The sequence below is a fragment of the Crossiella sp. S99.2 genome (assembly GCF_023094165.1).
Classification (GTDB): domain Bacteria; phylum Actinomycetota; class Actinomycetes; order Mycobacteriales; family Pseudonocardiaceae; genus Crossiella.
Window position 1 is genome coordinate 559,279 of record NZ_JALMDK010000003.1, and the last position, 16,619, is coordinate 575,897.

Genomic DNA, 16,619 nt, shown 5'->3' on the forward strand with positions numbered 1-16,619 from the left:
GATATGCGGCGGTCAACTGCATCCCAGCAAGGCCCGCCCTGGGCTACTGCTTGAGGGCGCTATCGATCGTTGAGTCGTGTGTTAAGGCGGTCGGCTGGATCTGTGCCAAGTAGCTGAGTGGACGGGGTGGCCGGGCGATCGCGAACGGACTCAACCGTGACGCCGTCACGCGTCCTGCTACTCAGCGGCTCGGGTAGAACCGTCACCGGACAGAAGTTGAGCACCAGTTGTCCGAATGAACTGGTAATGACGCTCTTCATCCAGCGTCATGGCAATTAGATCTACGGGAGGCGCAGCCACCTCACACAATCCCATCTGGCCCGAAAAAACAACATCACCTCTATTTTTACAAATATCCAAGATATCTAAGTCTCTTGGATATTCAGCTCGAAGCATGGATCCGAATGCCTGCAGCTCAATTTCCGGGAAATGAGATCCACATCGACATAGCTCGCTTAGAATGAGCCAGCGGCCCCTTGTATCCATAGGTCTCAGATTCTGTCAATGATCGGGAGTTGCACCGAACTTTCAACGGTCCCTGACCTGTTCTGTAGGACAATCGGAATTCGCGGCTCGTCCGCTGCTGGCTCGTGTCCCTCGCCCCACTGCATCGTTTCAACGCGGCGGGGATCACGGAAGCGGGATCAGGAGATCGTTCCTACCGCCGTAGCCACACGTATACGGCCGAGGTAGTCGGTGTATAGGCGTTCGATCTCGCGGCCGACCGTGACCAGGGTGCCACGCTCGTCCCGAAACGGGCGGTTGGGGTGACCGCGGAACGAAAGCCAGTTGAAGCTCGTCACTACGGCGTGCCGGTCATCAACGACCAGCACCTTGGCGTGGGTGTCGCCGAGGCGCGCGAAGTGAAAGTTCTCGAAGTTCTCGGAGAGCTGCTGCAACTTGCCCTCCGCAGCCCTGTCCCTGTCGAAAGCACCTTTTCCGTCGTCGATGCCGTACCCGATGGAGACCTGCACACCCGACTCCAGCAGGATGCGCACGCTTCTGACGAACGCGTCGTCCACCACCGCTGCCCGGATCCACGGAGAGATGATGAGGAGACGGTTTCTCGCGGTGCCCAGCGCGTCCTCTAGAACCGAGGGGTGCTCGTGCACCTCGAGGATCCGGACGGGTGCTCGTTCAAGCGCGGCCTGCGCGTCGTCGAGCCTCGATGCTAGATCCGCCACCTCATCGGTCAGCATCTCACCCGCGTCAGAGTCCGGTTCGGTGGCGACCGCGCCCTTCTCCTCGAGCGTGTTGAGTTGGGCCTTGAGCAACTCAGTGGTCCGCCGGAGCGAGGACACCTGCGTCTCGTCGAGCCGCTGGCTGAGAAGGTCCTGGGACAGGACTTTCTCAGCAGCCATCGCCGACTGCTTCAACGCGTCGGTGATGCCGAGCTTGCGCATTCCCTCCGCCCTGGCGAACGCCAGATCATGTTCCTCGCTGGGCCTGCCGTCGATCGCGAAACGCACCTGGAACTCGTTGGGACTGTCGACTGACTGGAACACGAGTGCGATGCCGCGCACGAAGAACCGGCTTCGCCTCCCGTCCACTCCGGTTACGGTGATCACCTCGATGTCGATCTTGTTTGTGATCTCCTTGATCGCGCCGGCGATCGCGGCTGTGTCAGATGCATACACCTCTGGTGGATCGGCGGGGAAAGCTGGAATTTCGAGCACATTCTCGTCACGCAGGTCGCGCGGACGCCAGCGAAGCGTGTTGTCAACTATCTTGTACTGGTTCGTTAGACCGTCGTACGGAATGTTGATTGTCTTGTCCTGGATGGAGATCTCGGACATGTCGCGAAGTAACTTCTTGCCGCTCTCAGTGGTGAAGTACTTGAGCACGGACGTGTCCGACGCGACCGGCGTCGGTGCGATGTGGCCGTGTGACAGGAGTTTCCCCAGGGTCGCCTCAACCACGTTGGCGGGAACACCCAAGAAGCGCGTCACCTCATCGCTGGTGTGCAGGCCTGCCTCGATCGAGCGGAGCGAGAACTCGTCGAGTGGCGGAAGAGGTTTCCTGGCCAGCACTCGGCACTGAAGAGGCACGTCCCAGTGAGGGATCGCGACCTCCCGGTAAGTGATCAGGCGGTAACCGGGCCTTCGAGACAGCCGCTGGACCACGTCCTCGACCTTGGTTTCGGGCACGTCTAGTCAACCCTTTCGAGAACGCAGGAGTCAGTCGACCTGATGTAGTTGAGCACCCGCAGAAGTGGGTTCCCGGACGGGTCCGGGGCGGAATCGATGAAGTCGGCGTCGCCGATCACGATCAGGGCATCCCTCGCCCGCGACAGGGCGACGTTGATGCGTTCCTCGCTGCGCAGGAACCCGAATTCCTTGTCCCCGTTGGAGCGGGTCACACTGAAGATGGCAACGTCAGCCTCCTGCCCCTGGTAGGAGTCGACGGTCGCCACCCGAACGTTCAGGCGGGGACGTTCAAGTTCTCCTGGCGCCAAGGTGTCCAGGATTTCCTGACGCTGAGCGTCGTAGCCTGTCAACACCGCGACGGACAACGTGTCCTTTTGCAGGTCCGCCACCCATTGGAGCTTGTCGAGCATATTGGCGATAACCCTGGCCTCGCCTTTGTTGCGGGCGCTGGTACCGGATTTGCGCTCGGCTTTGTCGCGACGACCGCTTGTGTCCAGCCACACCACGGGGGCTGTCAATGCCAGCTGCACGGAACCGCGAATGTCGCGAGGTTCCGAGGTGAGCGTGCGATCGTAGAAGCAGTCGCTGATCAGCTGGCCCACGACGGGATGCATGCGGTGCTGGTGCGTAAGCGCGAACCGGCAGGTGTCGGGTAGCCGCTCGGCCAACACTGAGAAAAGCGTCTCCCTGACCTGCTTGCTTGTCAGGGAGAACTCCTCCAGCAAACGCGTTTCCTCTAACGACCTGTCCACGAACGGCGGCAGCTGCTTCTCATCGCCCACGAGCACCCAGCGCCGGCTGTTGGCCAGGGGCACGAGGCATTCGGTGGAGGTGGCCTTGGACGCCTCGTCGATGATGCAGAGGTCGAAGGGGACGTCTTCCATACCTTTTAGCCCAGTCAATCCGACGCAGGTCGCGGCGACCACATTCGTCCTGGAGATGAGCACTGACAGGAACTCTCTGCCCCTGCCAACGCGCTCTTCCCACTCGTCCGCGATCTCCTGCAGGGCTCGGAGACGAGGGTCGTCGGGATCGGCCCGCTCGCCTGCCTGGCGCAGCAACTCCTCGGCTGAGGTCGAGTCGGGAACACTGAGAGCTGCGGAGAGCAGGGTGGCACTGTTGCGTTCTGCTTCCTGGCTGTCACGCAGCTCCTCGCGCCAGATAGCAAGGGTCGCTTCCAGCTGGATCAGCTGATCGCCTAGCTTGCCGCCCGTTTCCAAACGTGAAGCCAGTTCGACACCTGCCTGGACGAACCTCCGCGCGGCTATGGCAAGATCGTCGGACCCGCCCGTGGAGGCGACCACTTCGATGCCCGCGGCCAGGTCGAGCACCTCCTGGGATTGGGCGTTGAGCTCCTCCAGCTTGGTCGTGACCTGCCGGCGTTCAGCCTGCCGCAATGACAATTTCGACCTGAGCTCATGGATTCGCCTGCGGCGACGTTGCAACTCGGCGGCCATGCCCTTGATGTCTTTCGCGTCGAGCGTTATCCCCAGCTGCGCCGCATACTCCCTGACGAATGCCCTGGTCTGCGTGATCACCTGGGATCGCCACGTTTCCAGCTGGGCGGGGACGGATAGAGCTTCGACGTCGGCTCCGAGCCTGTCCGCCGCACCGAGTCTCAGCATCGGGGTGGTGGGGAGCAACTCGCCGAGCCTAGCCAGGGCGTTGTCCAGCGCGATGTGTGTCTGTGAGGCGAGGACGATCCGTGCACCAGGATTCTGCTCCAGCGTCTGCGCGACCAGCTCGGAGATGAAGGTGGTCTTGCCAGTACCGGGCGGTCCGGTGACGAGTGCGAAGTCCGGCGCTGTGAGGGCCGCCGCGACTGCGCTCTTCTTCGCGTCATCCAGCCCGTCCTGGACGTACGACTCGATCGTGGTGGGTTCGGGAGTCCTGCTTTTCCCGGGTTCGAGTAGGAGCGACCTGAGATCGCGGCGCACGGAGGTGCGGCCGATGATCCGGTCCAAGGCTGCCTGCTCCCTGCGGAGCTTGGACTTGGATGCCTCGGCGTCGAACTCCAGTCGCCCTGACTGCGGCAGGTCCTTTGCCACGCCGCGGGTGACGTACAGGGTGATCTCGTTGCCTTCGACGCGCTCGATCTCACCCCAGAGGACGCGGCGGTCCCTGTTTCGCACCAGACGAGCTTCTTCCAGCTCTGGTGTGGCGCGTCCGTTAACCCGGAATACGACCCGGTTGCCGTCTTGACGGTAGCTCGCGTACTCGAGCGGAACGCCTCTTTGGTTCTCGATCTTGAACTTTGCCTTCAAGGTCGAGCGCCAGGTCGCGAAGACCTCGTTCTCCTGGGACCGTTCCTCTTCCTCCGTCCGTGCCACGTCCGCTGCGATCACGGTCTCGAAGAGGTCCGACAGCACACTGGCGGCCTTGACCTGGTCGGTCGGGGTGGACAGCCGCAGCGTCACCGCCGGCCGGAACCAAGTCGTGCGCGCGAGTTCGAGGACATGGGACGGCGGCCTGCCGATGCGGCCGATCTGGATCGTTGAGGCCCCCGGAGGAGTGTGCTTGGCGTGCAGGATCAGTGTTTGCCCGGCGATCTGCAATTCCGTGTCCGACTGTTGTTTCGGCCGGAACGCGAACCCTTTGACGCTGTCGACGTCTTCGAGGATGCGATCCAGGGTTACGCCTTCAAGATTGTACCGATTCCGGTATTGGTCGACGATGTGTTTCGGTATGTCGAGGAAGACTTCGGTTCGTTTTTGGCGTCTGGCCTCGCGCTGTTGCTGCACGGCGGCGAACTGTGCCTTTGCCGTGCCCGCGCTCTCCGGGCGAAGCTCAGGATCGGCCTCAAGGCAGCTGCTAATGAGCTCTGCGATGTCCGGGGGGAGATCGAGCTGGTCGAAGAAGGACCGCAGTGCCTCGGTGTTGGTGGGTACCTCGCCGGAGAGGCAGACGACGGCCATTGCGCCGAATGAGAAGACGTCGTACGCGGGGGTGGGTGTCCGGGTCCCGCGCTCAGGCGGGGAGTAAGGAATCGTGCCGAGGTCGGCCATAGTGAGGCCGAGCCGAACGGACTCCACGATTCGGGCGGTTCCGAAGTCGGCCAGCTTGTAACGGCCGTCACCGCTGACGAGGACGTTCTCTGGCTTGACGTCGCGGTGAACATAGCCCTGTGCGTGCAACAGTTCCAGCCCGGTCAGCACATCACGGGCAATCGGCCAGAAGTCGTCCCAGCCGTCGAGCTTCACCTCGCCGAGCTGATTGAAGAGGTCGGCCTCGAGCCACTCGAACACGAGGTATGGCGAGCTGTCCTCACGTCGGCCCCAATCGATGAGGCGTGCGAGGTTTGGATGGTCGCCGAGCTCCTGGTACGCGCTGAGCTCGTTGTTCCACGAGGCCCGGAGCACGCGGTCGTCCTGCACTCTAGCCGGTGTGAACATCTTGACCGCAACCGGCATATGGTCGTTGGAGAGATCCGTTCCCTTGAACAGCTTGGCGTGACCACCTTGGGTTACGGGAGACTTGCCGATGGCGAAGCGCCCATCGATGATCTCGCTCAACCTCGCTCCTCGTTCAACATCCTTGGCGCCGACACGTGCCTCATCCTAGGTTGATCTTTTGGGTCGTCGTGTGCGTTTCCGAGAGGTGCGTTGCCCAGGAACGACGGTTTGTCCAGCTCATCTCGCAAACGTGGCGATCGGGGAGCGTCGGTGCTCAGAATCGAAGGGGCTGCCGTCGGAAGCCCGCTTGCTCGAACCACGGGTGACGTGGTGGATCGCTGGCCTCATGGGCGCGATCAGCCCACCCAACCGGTCTACCACCGAGACGTCCCTCATCCGCTGCCTCCCATCTGATGATCTGGAGCTGCAAATCACGTCGTGCTCAAGCCTCTTCGCGTTACCCACCGCCGAGTGCCGTGCTTCGCGACCGCAGACCCCACTCCACGGCACCAAGGGCAGCCACCCGCGGGATCCGTGGGACTGTGATCCCGCGCGTTGTGTACCTGCTGGAGAAGAATGGGCGGTCGGCGGAGACCCGGTTGATCTTGGCTCGCTTGCGGTCTGTGCGCATGTCGTGACACGTCTGATGCCGCCGGGTCCCTACAGATGCACGGCCGTCAGTAGACTCGGCGTGCAGGGAGGCCGACTCGAGCTCAGCCGTCGTGCAACAGCACGTGGGGGCGCTATCGCGGCGGTCAACACGTCGAGGTACGCAGCGGGCTACGCGGCCTGCCGCACTAGGGACTGTGCGGCCGGCGGATGCAAGGCCAGCAAAGCAAGCGAGCGTTGTACTACCGGTGCAGATTCCCTGCCGAGCACGGGCTGGCGAACAAACTCGAACACCCACGCAACATTTATCTCGCCGAACGAGAAATGCTCAGCCCTCTCGACCAGTGGCTGAGCCGCTGCTTGGCAACACACCGGTTCGACGAGACGGCCACCACGCTCCACAACGCCCAGCCCGACCTCGACACGACCCTGCCGCACTGGCCGCGACCCGCGTGATCGAGGATTACGACCAGAAGCTCGCCCGTCACCGCGCGGCGCTGGAAGCCGGTGCCCCGCGGTGCTGGTAGCCCAGCGGATAGCCGACACCCAGGCCCGCCGCACCGAGGCTGCGACGCGGTCACAGACGGTCAGCGGGAAGCGGCGAATGACCATGGAGGAGATCCAGACGCTCATCACGACGCTGGGAGACATTCGAGATGTACTGGAGAAGGCCAACCGCGCGGACGAAGCAGAGGTGTACTGACAACTCGGACTCCGGCTTACCTGCCAGCCCGGCAAACGAATTGTGCGAGCCGAGACGAATCTCGACCCGCACAATTGCGGGTTATGGTACGTGTCCGAGGGGGGACTTGAACCCCCACGCATAGTGTCCCCGAGGAGTCCACGGGTTCATGCGGACATTTTAGCTCATAAGCAGAAGCTTCGGCCACCAGCCACGACTATCACGCGCTTGGTTGGCTCAGTGTGCCATCTGGTCTTGCAGTGCCGACGCTACGGCGCGGCTGGACAGGTAGTGCGCGACCCGGTGGAAGTCGAAGGCGCGCCCCCGCAAGGACTCGCGCACGATCGTGCTGCGCACCCTATTCGGCACGCTGCACCTGCCCAGCCCCCGGTACAAGAGCTGCCCGTGCACCGCCGCCGAGGCGGCCACGGTCAGTTCGCTGGCCCGGTTGCTGCCCGAGCGCACCACTCCCGAACTGCTGTTCTGGGAGGCCAAGTACGCCGCGCTGACCTCCTACGGCACCGCCGCCACCCTGCTCACCGAGACCTTCCCGCTCGGCCGCGACCTGGACGGCACCGCGATCCGGCACCGCGCCCACCAGCTCGCCCAGCGTCTGGAGGACGAACTCGACGAGGAGCGGTTCAGCTTCATCGAGACCTGCCCCCGCGGCCTGGACACTGCGTTCCACCGGTCCAGGTCGAGGACCTGACCACCGGCGAGATCATCGACGTCAGCAAGAGGGAACACGATGCTTTTTGGGCCTGGGCAAGCATCGAGGTCTTGCGGCACACCGGTGTCCGGATCGAGGAGTTGCTGGAGATCACCCACCTCGAGTTGGTGTCCTACAAGCTGCCGGACACCGGCGAGATCGTGCCGATGTTGCAGGTCGTTCCCTCGAAGAGCAACGAGGAACGGCTTCTTCTCGTCGGCCCGGAACTCGCGAGTGTCCTGGCCACCGTCATCACCCGCCTGCGGACCGAGAACGGCGGAACAGTGCCCTCACCACCCGCTACGACCCACACGAATGCACCACCGGGCCAGCGCTGCCACACCTGCTCCAACACCGTCGCGGCTGGCGCTGGGAAGTCCCCAGCCAGAACACCATTCAGAAGTGCATCACGCAGGCATTGGCCCGGTTGAATCTCACCGACGCCGCCGGCCAGCCGCTGCGCTACACCGCCCACGACTTCCGGAGGATCTTCGCCTCGGACGCCGTCGGCAGCGGGCTTCCCGTCCACATCGTTGGCCGGCTGCTGGACCACCGGAACATCAACACCACCCAGGCCTACATGGCGATCTTCGACGAGCAGCTCGTCCGCTCCTACCGGGCCTTCCTCGACAACCGCCGTTCCCAGCGGCCCGAAGCCGAATACCGCGAACCGACCGAGGAGGAGTGGCGGGAGTTCCAACCGCACTTCCAGCTCCGCAAGCTGGAGCTGGGTGAGTGCGGCCGGCCCTACGGCACGCCCTGCAAGCACAAGCACGCCTGCATCCGCTGCCCGAGCCTCCGCCTCGACACACGAGCCCGGCCGCGGCTGGTCGAGATCGTCGCCAACCTCCGCGACCGCATCGAGGAGGCCAAGCTCAACGGCTGGCTGGGTGAGGTCGCAGGTCTGAAGGCGAGCCTCAACGCCGCCAGCAGCAAACTTGTCAGCCTGGACCGCATGATGGAACGCGGGACCGGAGGAGGACGCGTTCTTCTCGGCATCCCGGTGCTCGGTCCTGGCCACGCGACGGCGGAGGAAGCATGACGGCCAACAACAACCCGGCCAGCGAGCCGAACTCCGAGATCAGTGCCGAGCAAGCCCGTGCTGCGATCAACACGTTGATCACCGCCTTCGACTCCCAGGTCAACGCGGGCCAATGGACGGTCCAGGCCAGCCGCGAGCAGATGTTCACCGAGCTGTTCGGCTGGTGGGCCTGGATCAACAACAACAGCAAGCTCGTCCTGCTGGCCCACGACAACGGCCGCGGGCACGAAGCAGCCCCGAACGTCCGGTCGATCCTGGAGCACGCCGTGTTCATGCAGTGGGTCCTCGACGATGAGGACGCGGCCAGGGCGGCCATCAGCGCCAAGGCTGACGACAACCAGCGGAAACTGTTCGACGACGCGCAGGCACAGAACTGGACCATCCCCGACGACATCTCGCGCGCGGAGCCGGTCCCGCAGACCATGCTGAGCTTCGCCGCGCTCTGCGCCCGCTACGGGGCCAAGGACTCCTACATCGCCTACCGCATGCTCTCCGCGCACGTCCACCCCAGCGCGAAGGGCACCGAGGCCTACCTCGATCTTGAGACCACCAGGGTGTTGCGGAGCTATGTCGAGCGGCCCGCGCAGCCCGACCTGGTGCTCATCGCCATCTGCCTGATCCAAACCGCCCAGGTCATGGACTCCCTGACCTCAGACCGCCCCTTGGCCGCGACCATCAATGAGGCCAACGCCCACTTCAGCCACAGAATCACGCCCCTCACAAGGGAATGACACTCGGCACCAGCGCGTGTTAGTCCGGCTAAAGCGCATGGTGAAGAAGCAGCAGATGCGCTGGTCACCGCGCGGCGCGCACCTGCTGCCCCAGCGGCGCACCCGGGTGCTGAACCACGACCTGGCCGCGGACTTCGGCCGCTGGTACCCCGGCTTCACCGCCCCGGATCAACCGGCCGAACTCGCGGCCTGACCGCCGTTCCCACGGAGTTCACCAGTCTCCTAATGCACCGGGTGGTCTTCGGGCAGGAGGTCGCCTTCCAAGGCCACCCGCGTCCCGCTGGCGGTCTCGTGGGGCTGGTGCCGATGATCTCGGCAACGGCGCGCACCAGGCCCTCGCCGACGATAAGCGCGAAGCGCTGTCGCGCGGCCTTCTCCGCCGCCATCTTCCGCACTCCCCTGCCCGCCTCCCACGCCTCCTGTTCGGTCATACGCGGGAAGTAGCCGACAGAGGGCCTGCCCAGAACGTCATTGCCCTGGGGGGACGGCCGCCGCGGCCGTCAAACGGCTCGCCTGCCCGCTGTGCGCGGCCCCGCCGGGCAATGCGCGCCGGACCCGCGCGGGGACGGTCGCGGCGAAGTACCGCCCCGGCCGCTTCACTCTCGTGCCGACGCTGCGTGAGGAACTCAGGGCGCCCCTCTCCCAACCGTTGGCCCGACAACTCACAGGGACCGGTCGACCTGGAGAATCTGCTCGTCCAACCGGCGCCCGTAGGACCCGTGTTCGGTGTCCCACAGGGCTTTGAACCACAGCCCGGCGAACCCGGACTTCTCGAACTCACGCACGATCTCTTCGGTGTAGAAGATCTCCCCGGCAGGCATCTGCGGAATCTTGAACACGGAACGCGGCGGGACGAGCTCCGGCCGGAACACCGGAGTCTCGATTCGCATGATCCGCCCGGAACTCTGGAACCGGATGATCTCCGAGGCCTCCTCGTCCAGTGCGTCAACCACGTTCAGCACGTTGAGCAGAGCCAGCCGGGCGTCGGGGAACCGCGCGGGCAGCAGTTCCCCGAACTCGGCGAGCAACGGCGCGAGCACGTCGATCGCCCGATCCTTCAGCAGCAGTGTCAGCGACATGTACCAGGGAAAGTCCGACGGCCCGTCACCCTTCTCCCGCACCGGCTCCATATCGACGGGCTCCCAGGCGTTCGCCAGCGGAACGGCCTCGAGACGCAGGCGTTCGTGGTCGTCCTCGTGCACGGGCATGGCCCATTCGAAGTCGGTGCGAGGCGCTGCGACGAAGATCCTCATGAACTCTCCTTGGTCACGGCCAGTTACCGACCTTCAGGGAGTTCCTGATTTTAGCCAGGATCTCGAAGACCTCGTCGGCCGATCTCGCCTGAGCCAGTTCGTTGTTGACCGCCTTGTAGTAGGCGTCGCGGAAGGTCTTGTTGTGCGTTCCTACTCCCTTCGGGTTGGAGATCTGCGGGTTCTGCGGCAGGTAGATGCCGTTGCGGGCGTCGTTGATGTCGATACCGAACCTCTTCAGCAAGGCCTGCGCGGGCGCCGCCTTCTTCGCCGTGCTCGGCACGATGTGGTGTGCCTGCCAACCGGGTCCGGGCCTGGTCTCGCCCTGCTTCGCGAGATTCTTGGCGAGCTCGCGGGCGTTCTTCGAGCAGGTGTCGTTGTGTGCCAGCAGCTCGAACTCACCAGCACGCACGTAGTACGTGTGGAATGTGGAGACGGTCAGGTTGTAGACAGTCTGGGGAGCCTGATAGGCAAGGTTGTCGATGACGCGGACGGGTCTGTTGCCGGGGAGGCTGGTGAGTGTTTTGCCGGGGCGCAGGTCGCCGGCCTTGATCCAGGCCCGTAGTTCGGCGTCGAAGAACGGATGGTTACTGGTCGCGGTGAGGGTGGCGGTGTGTTGGCCATCAGAAAGGGTGAGTTGGGCGAGTTGTTTCTGGCCGGTGCCGGTGATCTGGGCGAGGACGGGACGGGCGGTGGTGGAGCCGGTGTTGGGATCGGTGGCGCGGACCTGGGTACCGGCGGTGACCTGTTCGATCGGGCGAGTGGTGCCATCGGCGAGCAGGACCAGTGTGCCGGCGACAAAGCTGTTGGACTCGTCGCACGCCGGGGAGTTCCTCTCCTCCTCTTGTTGACTGAGGAGTCCGTCGATCTCGGTTCGGGCCGAGGCCAGTGCGGTGACCTGGACCTGGCTCCGTCCGATCCAGTTGTACGGGACCGCACGGCCGGTGGCCCTTGACTGTGCTTCGGCCTGGGCCTTGAGGTCGGCGATGATCGCGCCGCCCTGGGGGGCGGAGCAGGACATCTGGGCGCTGACGGTGTTCCCGGCGACGGGGACAGAGGCCGGTGGGCTGGTGCAGGAGCCCGCGTTGCGGCCGTTGACGGTGAAAGCCACGCTCATGGTGACCGTGACCTGACCGGAGGCGACGCGGACATTGGGACTGCGCGGGTCCAGCTTCCCGGTAAACGACGCCATCGCCGTGCAGCCCGCGAGGCTGCACTCCACATCGCCGGCCTTGTTGGCGACGTCGAAGCGGAAGCTGCCGTCCACGGCGTCGGCGAGCTGCTTGGTCCTCTCGGCCAGGGTGTCGTACATCCGGTCGACGAGGTCGGCCTCCACGATGGGGGTCAGGTCGACGCCTTCGGAGCCGGAGATGAGCGGGTCCGCTCTGGTCGGGACCGCCGTCATCGAGATGAGTCGTGACGGCGGCAGGTTCAGCAGGCCGTACGGTTCCAGGCGCAGCACGCGGTAGGGGGCGTGCTTGGCTACAAACAGGCTGCCTGCCGAGGTCTCGGCGCGCAGCGCCTCGACGCCGTTCGCGGTGTAGGAGGGAAGGTCTGCGTCGTCCGGGGATGGCAGGTCGGGTAGCTCGTCCAAGGCGGTGGACAGGCGCTCGGCCAGCTTGATCGGCGACCCGAACTCCGCGAGCGGTTCACCGTAGACCGAGTAGTCCGAGGCATCCCCGGTTCGCCACTTCTTCTCGTTGGGCAGGGCTGGTCGGGTTTGGCTCGCCTCGGGTGTGGGTTTGGCGTAGAACATGCCGTCGACGGTCAGCACTTCCCGCTTGCTGCCCATCCAGTCGAAGGTGCCGAACTGGTGCCCGTACTCGGTGGTCGTGATGTCCCGTTTCCCGAGCCTGGCGACCGTGGCGTCGGTGTAGCGCACCCCTCTGGCCGCGGAGAGTGCGGCCACCGCCTGCTCGAAGGCCGACCGGTCCCGTGCTGGGGCTGGCCAGGTCAGCCAGACGGTCAGCCCGGCCACCAGCGCGAGCACCAAGCCGATTCCGCCGAAGACCAGCGTTCGTCGGATCCGGGGTCTGATGGGCTGGGTGATCTCCGGTTCGGTCATGTTCCCCTCCGCGGTACGGCCGAGGGGCAAGGAGAGCAGCGCGGCGGAGGGGAAGACATCGGCACATGTGCTGATATCGCCCAGCGGTGAGCGTTCCCGGGATGGAGCTGGCAATTCTCATCGCGCTAGAGGCCTCGGGCAAGACGACGTTCTACAGACAAGGCCTAACTGCCATGCACGAGCCCGTCAGCCAAAACGACTATCCGCGCGCCCGGCACTGGCAGCGCAGCCAGCTCCGCCTGATCGAGGAGGCATTGGCCGAGGGCTGAGACGTGGCCATGGACAACACCAACCCGGACGCCGTGATCGCGCGCTGCCGCTGGTCAAGCTGGACCGCGCGTACGGAGCCCGGGTGGTGGCCTACTGGTTCCCGCCCGACGCGGTGGGCTCGGTGCCGCGGACCTGGGCACCAGTGGACGTTCGTGCCGTCCTGCCTCCTGGAGACCGCCGTCCCGTGGTTTTCAGCGGTCTTCCACCTCCGCGGAGGTGCTCACCAATGGACGGGCAAGGCGGTGAGCGCCCGCATCATCGGTGTCACCACCTGGGTCGGTTCGACGCACGGATCCGCCAGACGCAGGCCAGGTGCCCCGCGGAGCAGCACCTCCAGGGCGACCTGGACTTCCACCCTGGCCAGGTGCGCACCAAGGCAGTGATGGGTGCCGTGGCCGAAGGACAGGTGACGGGGGTGGTCGCGGGTGGTCAGGAAGGCGTCCGGGTCGTCGATGGCGGTCGGGTCACGGTTGGCCAGAGGCAGCGCGGCCACGACGCGGTCGCCAGCGACGACCCGGATGTCGCCAAGTTCTAGGCCAGTCGTGGCCACCCGGGACATGGTGTGGTTGGCCGCTGGGCTATGCCGGAAGTTCTCCTCCACCACGCCGGAGAGCATCGCCGGGTCGGCCCGCAGCCGCTCCCACAGTTCGGGGCGGCGCAACAGGCACAGTGCCGCGTGGCCAATCTGGGCGGCGGAGAGCGCATGGCCGTCGAAGAACAGGGAGGCCGCCAGGCCGGTGAGATCCTCGTGGCTGAGGCCGCCGTCACGGTGGGCGATCAGCAGGTCAGCGAACAGGCCGGTCGGCGGGCACTGCTGGTCTGCGAGCAGGTCGGTGATCTCGGCGTGCAAGCCGAGTTCGGCCAGGTGGGTGGCTGCCGGATCCCGGCCCGCGACCCGTAGACGTGCCTCGGCCAGGTCGCGTACGGCTGCGCGCCGGTGTCCTGGCACGCCGAGTAGCTCGCACTGGGCGGCGAAGGTCAGCGGGGTGCAGTACTCGGTGAGTAGGTCGCCTGCCTGGCTGCGGCCGCGGGCCTGGGCGAGCAGGTCTTCGGCGTATGCGGTGATCACCGGCCGGAGCGCCTCCACCCGGCGGGCGGAGAACGCACCGCCGATGAGGGTGCGGATCTCGGTGTGCCGGGGCGGGTCCATCTCGGTGATCGACATCCGCAGGGCCGGCCCGGTGAGCTGTCCGTGTTGTTCAGGGAGATGACGGGTGAATCTGTTGTCCCGCAACAGGTCCTTCGTCGCTTGATAGCCGGAGATCAGCCAGGTCCGCACTACGTGCACTATAGACAGAGGAGAAGTTCGAGCCGAACTGCTGCAACTGCTTCGCACTGGGCGCGGCCTTGACGTTCGTGCTCTTCTGGCCGGGTTGTACGAACGCGGCGTGCAGGCCGTGCTCCTTGAGCGTGGGCCAACTTTGGCCGGTTCGTTTGTCTCCATGGGCGTGATCGATCGGGTGATCAACTACGGGCACCCGCGTTGCTCGGCGCGGGGAAGCCTGGTCTCGGAGACGCGGGCATCACCACCATGGCCGACATCGTGCGCCTGGAAGTGGTACGGGTCGACATGAGCGGACCGGACGTCCGCATCATCGCCTGCTCGCACCGGTAGACGCGCCGCGTTGGCTCGGTCGGGCGAGGTCACCGGCTTCACACCAGGCTGGGCGTATGCCCGACTACCCTGGACGCCCCCCGGATGGGCCCTCCTGGGGAGCGCTGGTCCACCTCCTCCCCCCTGGTGGACCAGCGTCCCCGCCACAACAGAACACCTTGATCAGGTAGGCGTCAGGTCCAGGACGCGGAGTTCCGTACTACGTCCTGACCTCGCCGCCGGGGGCTAGCTGTACTGACCGGAGAGGTTAGGAATGCGGCTGGCGGGTGGTAGGCCTTTGAGTGCGGTGTGACCGCGGTGGTGATTGTAGAGATGTAGCCACTGCGGGAACGCCTCGCGGCGTTGGGTCTCGGTGCGGTAGGGGCGGGCGTAGGCCCATTCCTCGCGCAGGGTGCGGTTGAAGCGTTCGACCTTGCCGTTGGTTTGTGGCCGGTAGGGACGGGTGCGTTTGTGGGTGATGCCCGCCTCGGCGAGGGTGTCGCGCCAGAGCCGTGAGCGGTAGCAGGAACCGTTGTCGGTCAGGACCCGTTCGACGATGATTCCGTTGGCGTGGAAGAAGGTCTGTGCTCGTTGCCAGAATCCGGTGGCGGTTTCCTTGGTCTCATCGGCGAGGATCTCGGTGTAGGCTAGGCGGGAGTGGTCGTCGACGGCGTTGTGCAGGTAGCTGTAGCCGAGGTTGGCGCGGCTGCTGATCTTGCGAGGTCGGGTGGGGTCCCGGTGTGCGGAACTGTTGCGCTTGCCTGTGCCTCTGCCGTGGATCTTGTGGCCGCCGCCGTCGGGAATGTTGCCCAGCTTTTTGATGTCGACGTGGACGAGTTCGCCGGGCGTGGCGCGTTCATAGCGCCGCACCGGCTGCCCGGTGGCTCGGTCCACGTGCCTCAAGCGGGCCAGGCCGTAGCGGGTCAGGACCCGGTGCACGGTCGAGGGCACCAACCTCAGCAGGTAGGCGATCCGCGCCGGTCCCCACCGTCGCGCCAGCCGGAGTTTGATGATCCGCCGTTCGGTCCGGGTCGAGGTCCGACGCGGGCTTGACAGCGGACGTGAGGACCGATCGGCCATGCCCGCCACACCCAGCTCGCGGTAGCGGCCGGCCCAGCGTTGCGCGGTGCTGACTGAAACCTGGAACCGCTCGGCGGCCCGTCGTAGTGGCCAGCCGTCGTCGATGACACACCGGGCCAGGCGCAGCCTGCCCAGCTCGGACAGTGGTGCGTTAGCGTGAGTAATCGAGGGCCTCCTGGCTAGCCGGTGCAGATGTCGCAATCCACACCGAACCTGGAGGCCCTCCCTCATTCCAAGATCATCCGATCACGTGTCGGACCGTTCGCAACCTCGCTGGGCAGTACACCAGCCGGCTGGATATCAACCGCCCTGCGCTCCTACACCCTCACCGCCCTCGACACCGGGTTCTTCCCCTCCACCAACGAAAGGGGCTCGCGTCCTCCCGCCGACCGGGCTCGCCCCAGCCACTCCCGTCAAGGGCGGTTCCCTCCAGATTCGATGGGCGCCACGCTGGGGCTGCTCCTTGATGCGCGTGGTTGCCCTCGGGGGGGCGACGGGAGCATGCGAACCCTGGGCCACCCACCCCTCAGCGACTTCGGCGCCCAGCGGCCGGCGCCCAGCGCAACTCAGGGAGTGGGAGACCGATGAATTCCATGGGATCGGCCAGTGGAGTGCCACCGAAGCCGGCGGCAGGACGAATGTGGTCCGGTCACCCAGCTGGTTGCGGCCGCCGTCTTGGGGTGCCAGGACAACCCGGGGTGTTTCCAATGTTTTAGGGTCTGACCAGCAGCTATACGGACAGAATCCGAGCCTGAACGGGGACGTGGTGCTGCCGGTCGCGGTAGGCACGCTCCTGACGGCCCCTGCTGCAGTACGCGCGCGGGTGCCCGGTCGCCGGGCCGGAGACCGCCGCCCTGCACACCGCGCAGACCGGCGCCAACGCCTCCGCCATAACTACCGGGACCCCCGTCACCCAAGGTTGGTCAGTGGGGAATGAGGTCATCAGGGTTGACGCCGTTGGCGGCGAAGAACTCCTTGCATGCTTGTTCCAGCGCTTCGTACTCGTCGCCTCCACGGTTGACCAGGGCAACGAGTGCTTGCGCCGCAG

The 16,619-nt window shown here is 65.3% G+C and carries 12 protein-coding genes and 1 pseudogene; 7 read left to right on the forward strand and 6 right to left on the reverse strand.

Features of this window, described 5'->3' with window-relative positions; translation table 11 throughout:
- Nucleotides 1–644 precede the first annotated feature (644 nt).
- Nucleotides 645–2,147, reverse strand: coding sequence for a hypothetical protein (locus tag MZC64_RS13950; protein ID WP_247756751.1), 1,503 nt, complete (start codon nt 2,145–2,147; stop codon nt 645–647).
- Nucleotides 2,148–2,149: 2 nt separating this feature from the next.
- Nucleotides 2,150–5,659 carry a serine/threonine-protein kinase gene (locus MZC64_RS13955; RefSeq protein WP_247756750.1) on the reverse strand — a complete coding sequence of 1,170 codons (3,510 nt, stop codon included), beginning with the start codon at nt 5,657–5,659 and terminating at the stop codon, nt 2,150–2,152.
- Between the two features lie 1,006 nt (nt 5,660–6,665).
- On the opposite strand from MZC64_RS13955, the gene MZC64_RS13960 reads away from it, so the two are divergent.
- From MZC64_RS13960 to MZC64_RS13985, 6 genes and pseudogenes are all read left to right on the forward strand, one after another.
- Nucleotides 6,666–6,851: a hypothetical protein gene (locus tag MZC64_RS13960; RefSeq protein WP_247756749.1), complete on the forward strand. Its 186-nt coding sequence runs from the start codon at nt 6,666–6,668 to the stop codon at nt 6,849–6,851.
- 325 nt (nt 6,852–7,176) lie between these two features.
- A complete protein-coding gene (locus MZC64_RS13965) occupies nt 7,177–7,539 on the forward strand; it encodes a hypothetical protein (RefSeq protein ID WP_247756748.1) in 363 nt (120 codons plus the stop codon).
- 71 nt (nt 7,540–7,610) lie between these two features.
- Nucleotides 7,611–7,970, forward strand: a complete 360-nt coding sequence (locus MZC64_RS13970; protein ID WP_247756747.1) for a hypothetical protein — start codon at nt 7,611–7,613, stop codon at nt 7,968–7,970.
- Nucleotides 7,967–8,581 carry a tyrosine-type recombinase/integrase gene (locus MZC64_RS13975; RefSeq protein WP_247756746.1) on the forward strand — a complete coding sequence of 205 codons (615 nt, stop codon included), beginning with the start codon at nt 7,967–7,969 and terminating at the stop codon, nt 8,579–8,581. The genes MZC64_RS13970 and MZC64_RS13975 overlap by 4 nt, the downstream gene beginning before the upstream one ends.
- On the forward strand, nt 8,578–9,312 hold the full coding sequence (locus MZC64_RS13980) for a DUF5677 domain-containing protein (RefSeq protein ID WP_247756745.1): 735 nt from the start codon (nt 8,578–8,580) through the stop codon (nt 9,310–9,312). The genes MZC64_RS13975 and MZC64_RS13980 overlap by 4 nt, the downstream gene beginning before the upstream one ends.
- Before the next feature lie 31 nt (nt 9,313–9,343).
- Nucleotides 9,344–9,505, forward strand: a pseudogene (locus MZC64_RS13985) (ISKra4 family transposase); the annotation flags it as partial.
- Between the two features lie 469 nt (nt 9,506–9,974).
- Here the strand turns inward: MZC64_RS13985 and MZC64_RS13990 are convergent.
- From MZC64_RS13990 to MZC64_RS14000, 3 genes are all read right to left on the reverse strand, one after another.
- Complete coding sequence (locus tag MZC64_RS13990) at nt 9,975–10,565, reverse strand: imm11 family protein (RefSeq protein WP_247756744.1); 591 nt, start codon at nt 10,563–10,565, stop codon at nt 9,975–9,977.
- 13 nt (nt 10,566–10,578) lie between these two features.
- On the reverse strand, nt 10,579–12,354 hold the full coding sequence (locus MZC64_RS13995) for a polymorphic toxin-type HINT domain-containing protein (protein ID WP_247756743.1): 1,776 nt from the start codon (nt 12,352–12,354) through the stop codon (nt 10,579–10,581).
- A 763-nt stretch (nt 12,355–13,117) separates the two neighbouring features.
- On the reverse strand, nt 13,118–14,176 hold the full coding sequence (locus MZC64_RS14000; RefSeq protein ID WP_247756742.1) for a cytochrome P450: 1,059 nt from the start codon (nt 14,174–14,176) through the stop codon (nt 13,118–13,120).
- A gap of 46 nt (nt 14,177–14,222) precedes the next feature.
- Between MZC64_RS14000 and MZC64_RS14005 the strand changes: the two genes are divergently transcribed.
- On the forward strand, nt 14,223–14,471 hold the full coding sequence (locus MZC64_RS14005; protein ID WP_374205743.1) for a dihydrofolate reductase family protein: 249 nt from the start codon (nt 14,223–14,225) through the stop codon (nt 14,469–14,471).
- 266 nt (nt 14,472–14,737) lie between these two features.
- Here MZC64_RS14005 and MZC64_RS14010 read toward each other — a convergent pair whose 3' ends face one another.
- The gene (locus MZC64_RS14010) at nt 14,738–15,736 is read right to left on the reverse strand and encodes an IS481 family transposase (protein ID WP_247757432.1); all 999 of its coding nucleotides are present in this window, start codon (nt 15,734–15,736) and stop codon (nt 14,738–14,740) included.
- Nucleotides 15,737–16,619: the final 883 nt, after the last annotated feature.

Coding starts and splice junctions, on each gene's coding strand:
- MZC64_RS13980 (WP_247756745.1), top strand. CDS start 8,578: ATGACGGCCAACAACAACCCGGCCAGCGAGCCGAACTCCGAGATCAGT.
- MZC64_RS13990 (WP_247756744.1), bottom strand. CDS start 10,565: ATGAGGATCTTCGTCGCAGCGCCTCGCACCGACTTCGAATGGGCCATG.
- MZC64_RS13995 (WP_247756743.1), bottom strand. CDS start 12,354: ATGGGCAGCAAGCGGGAAGTGCTGACCGTCGACGGCATGTTCTACGCC.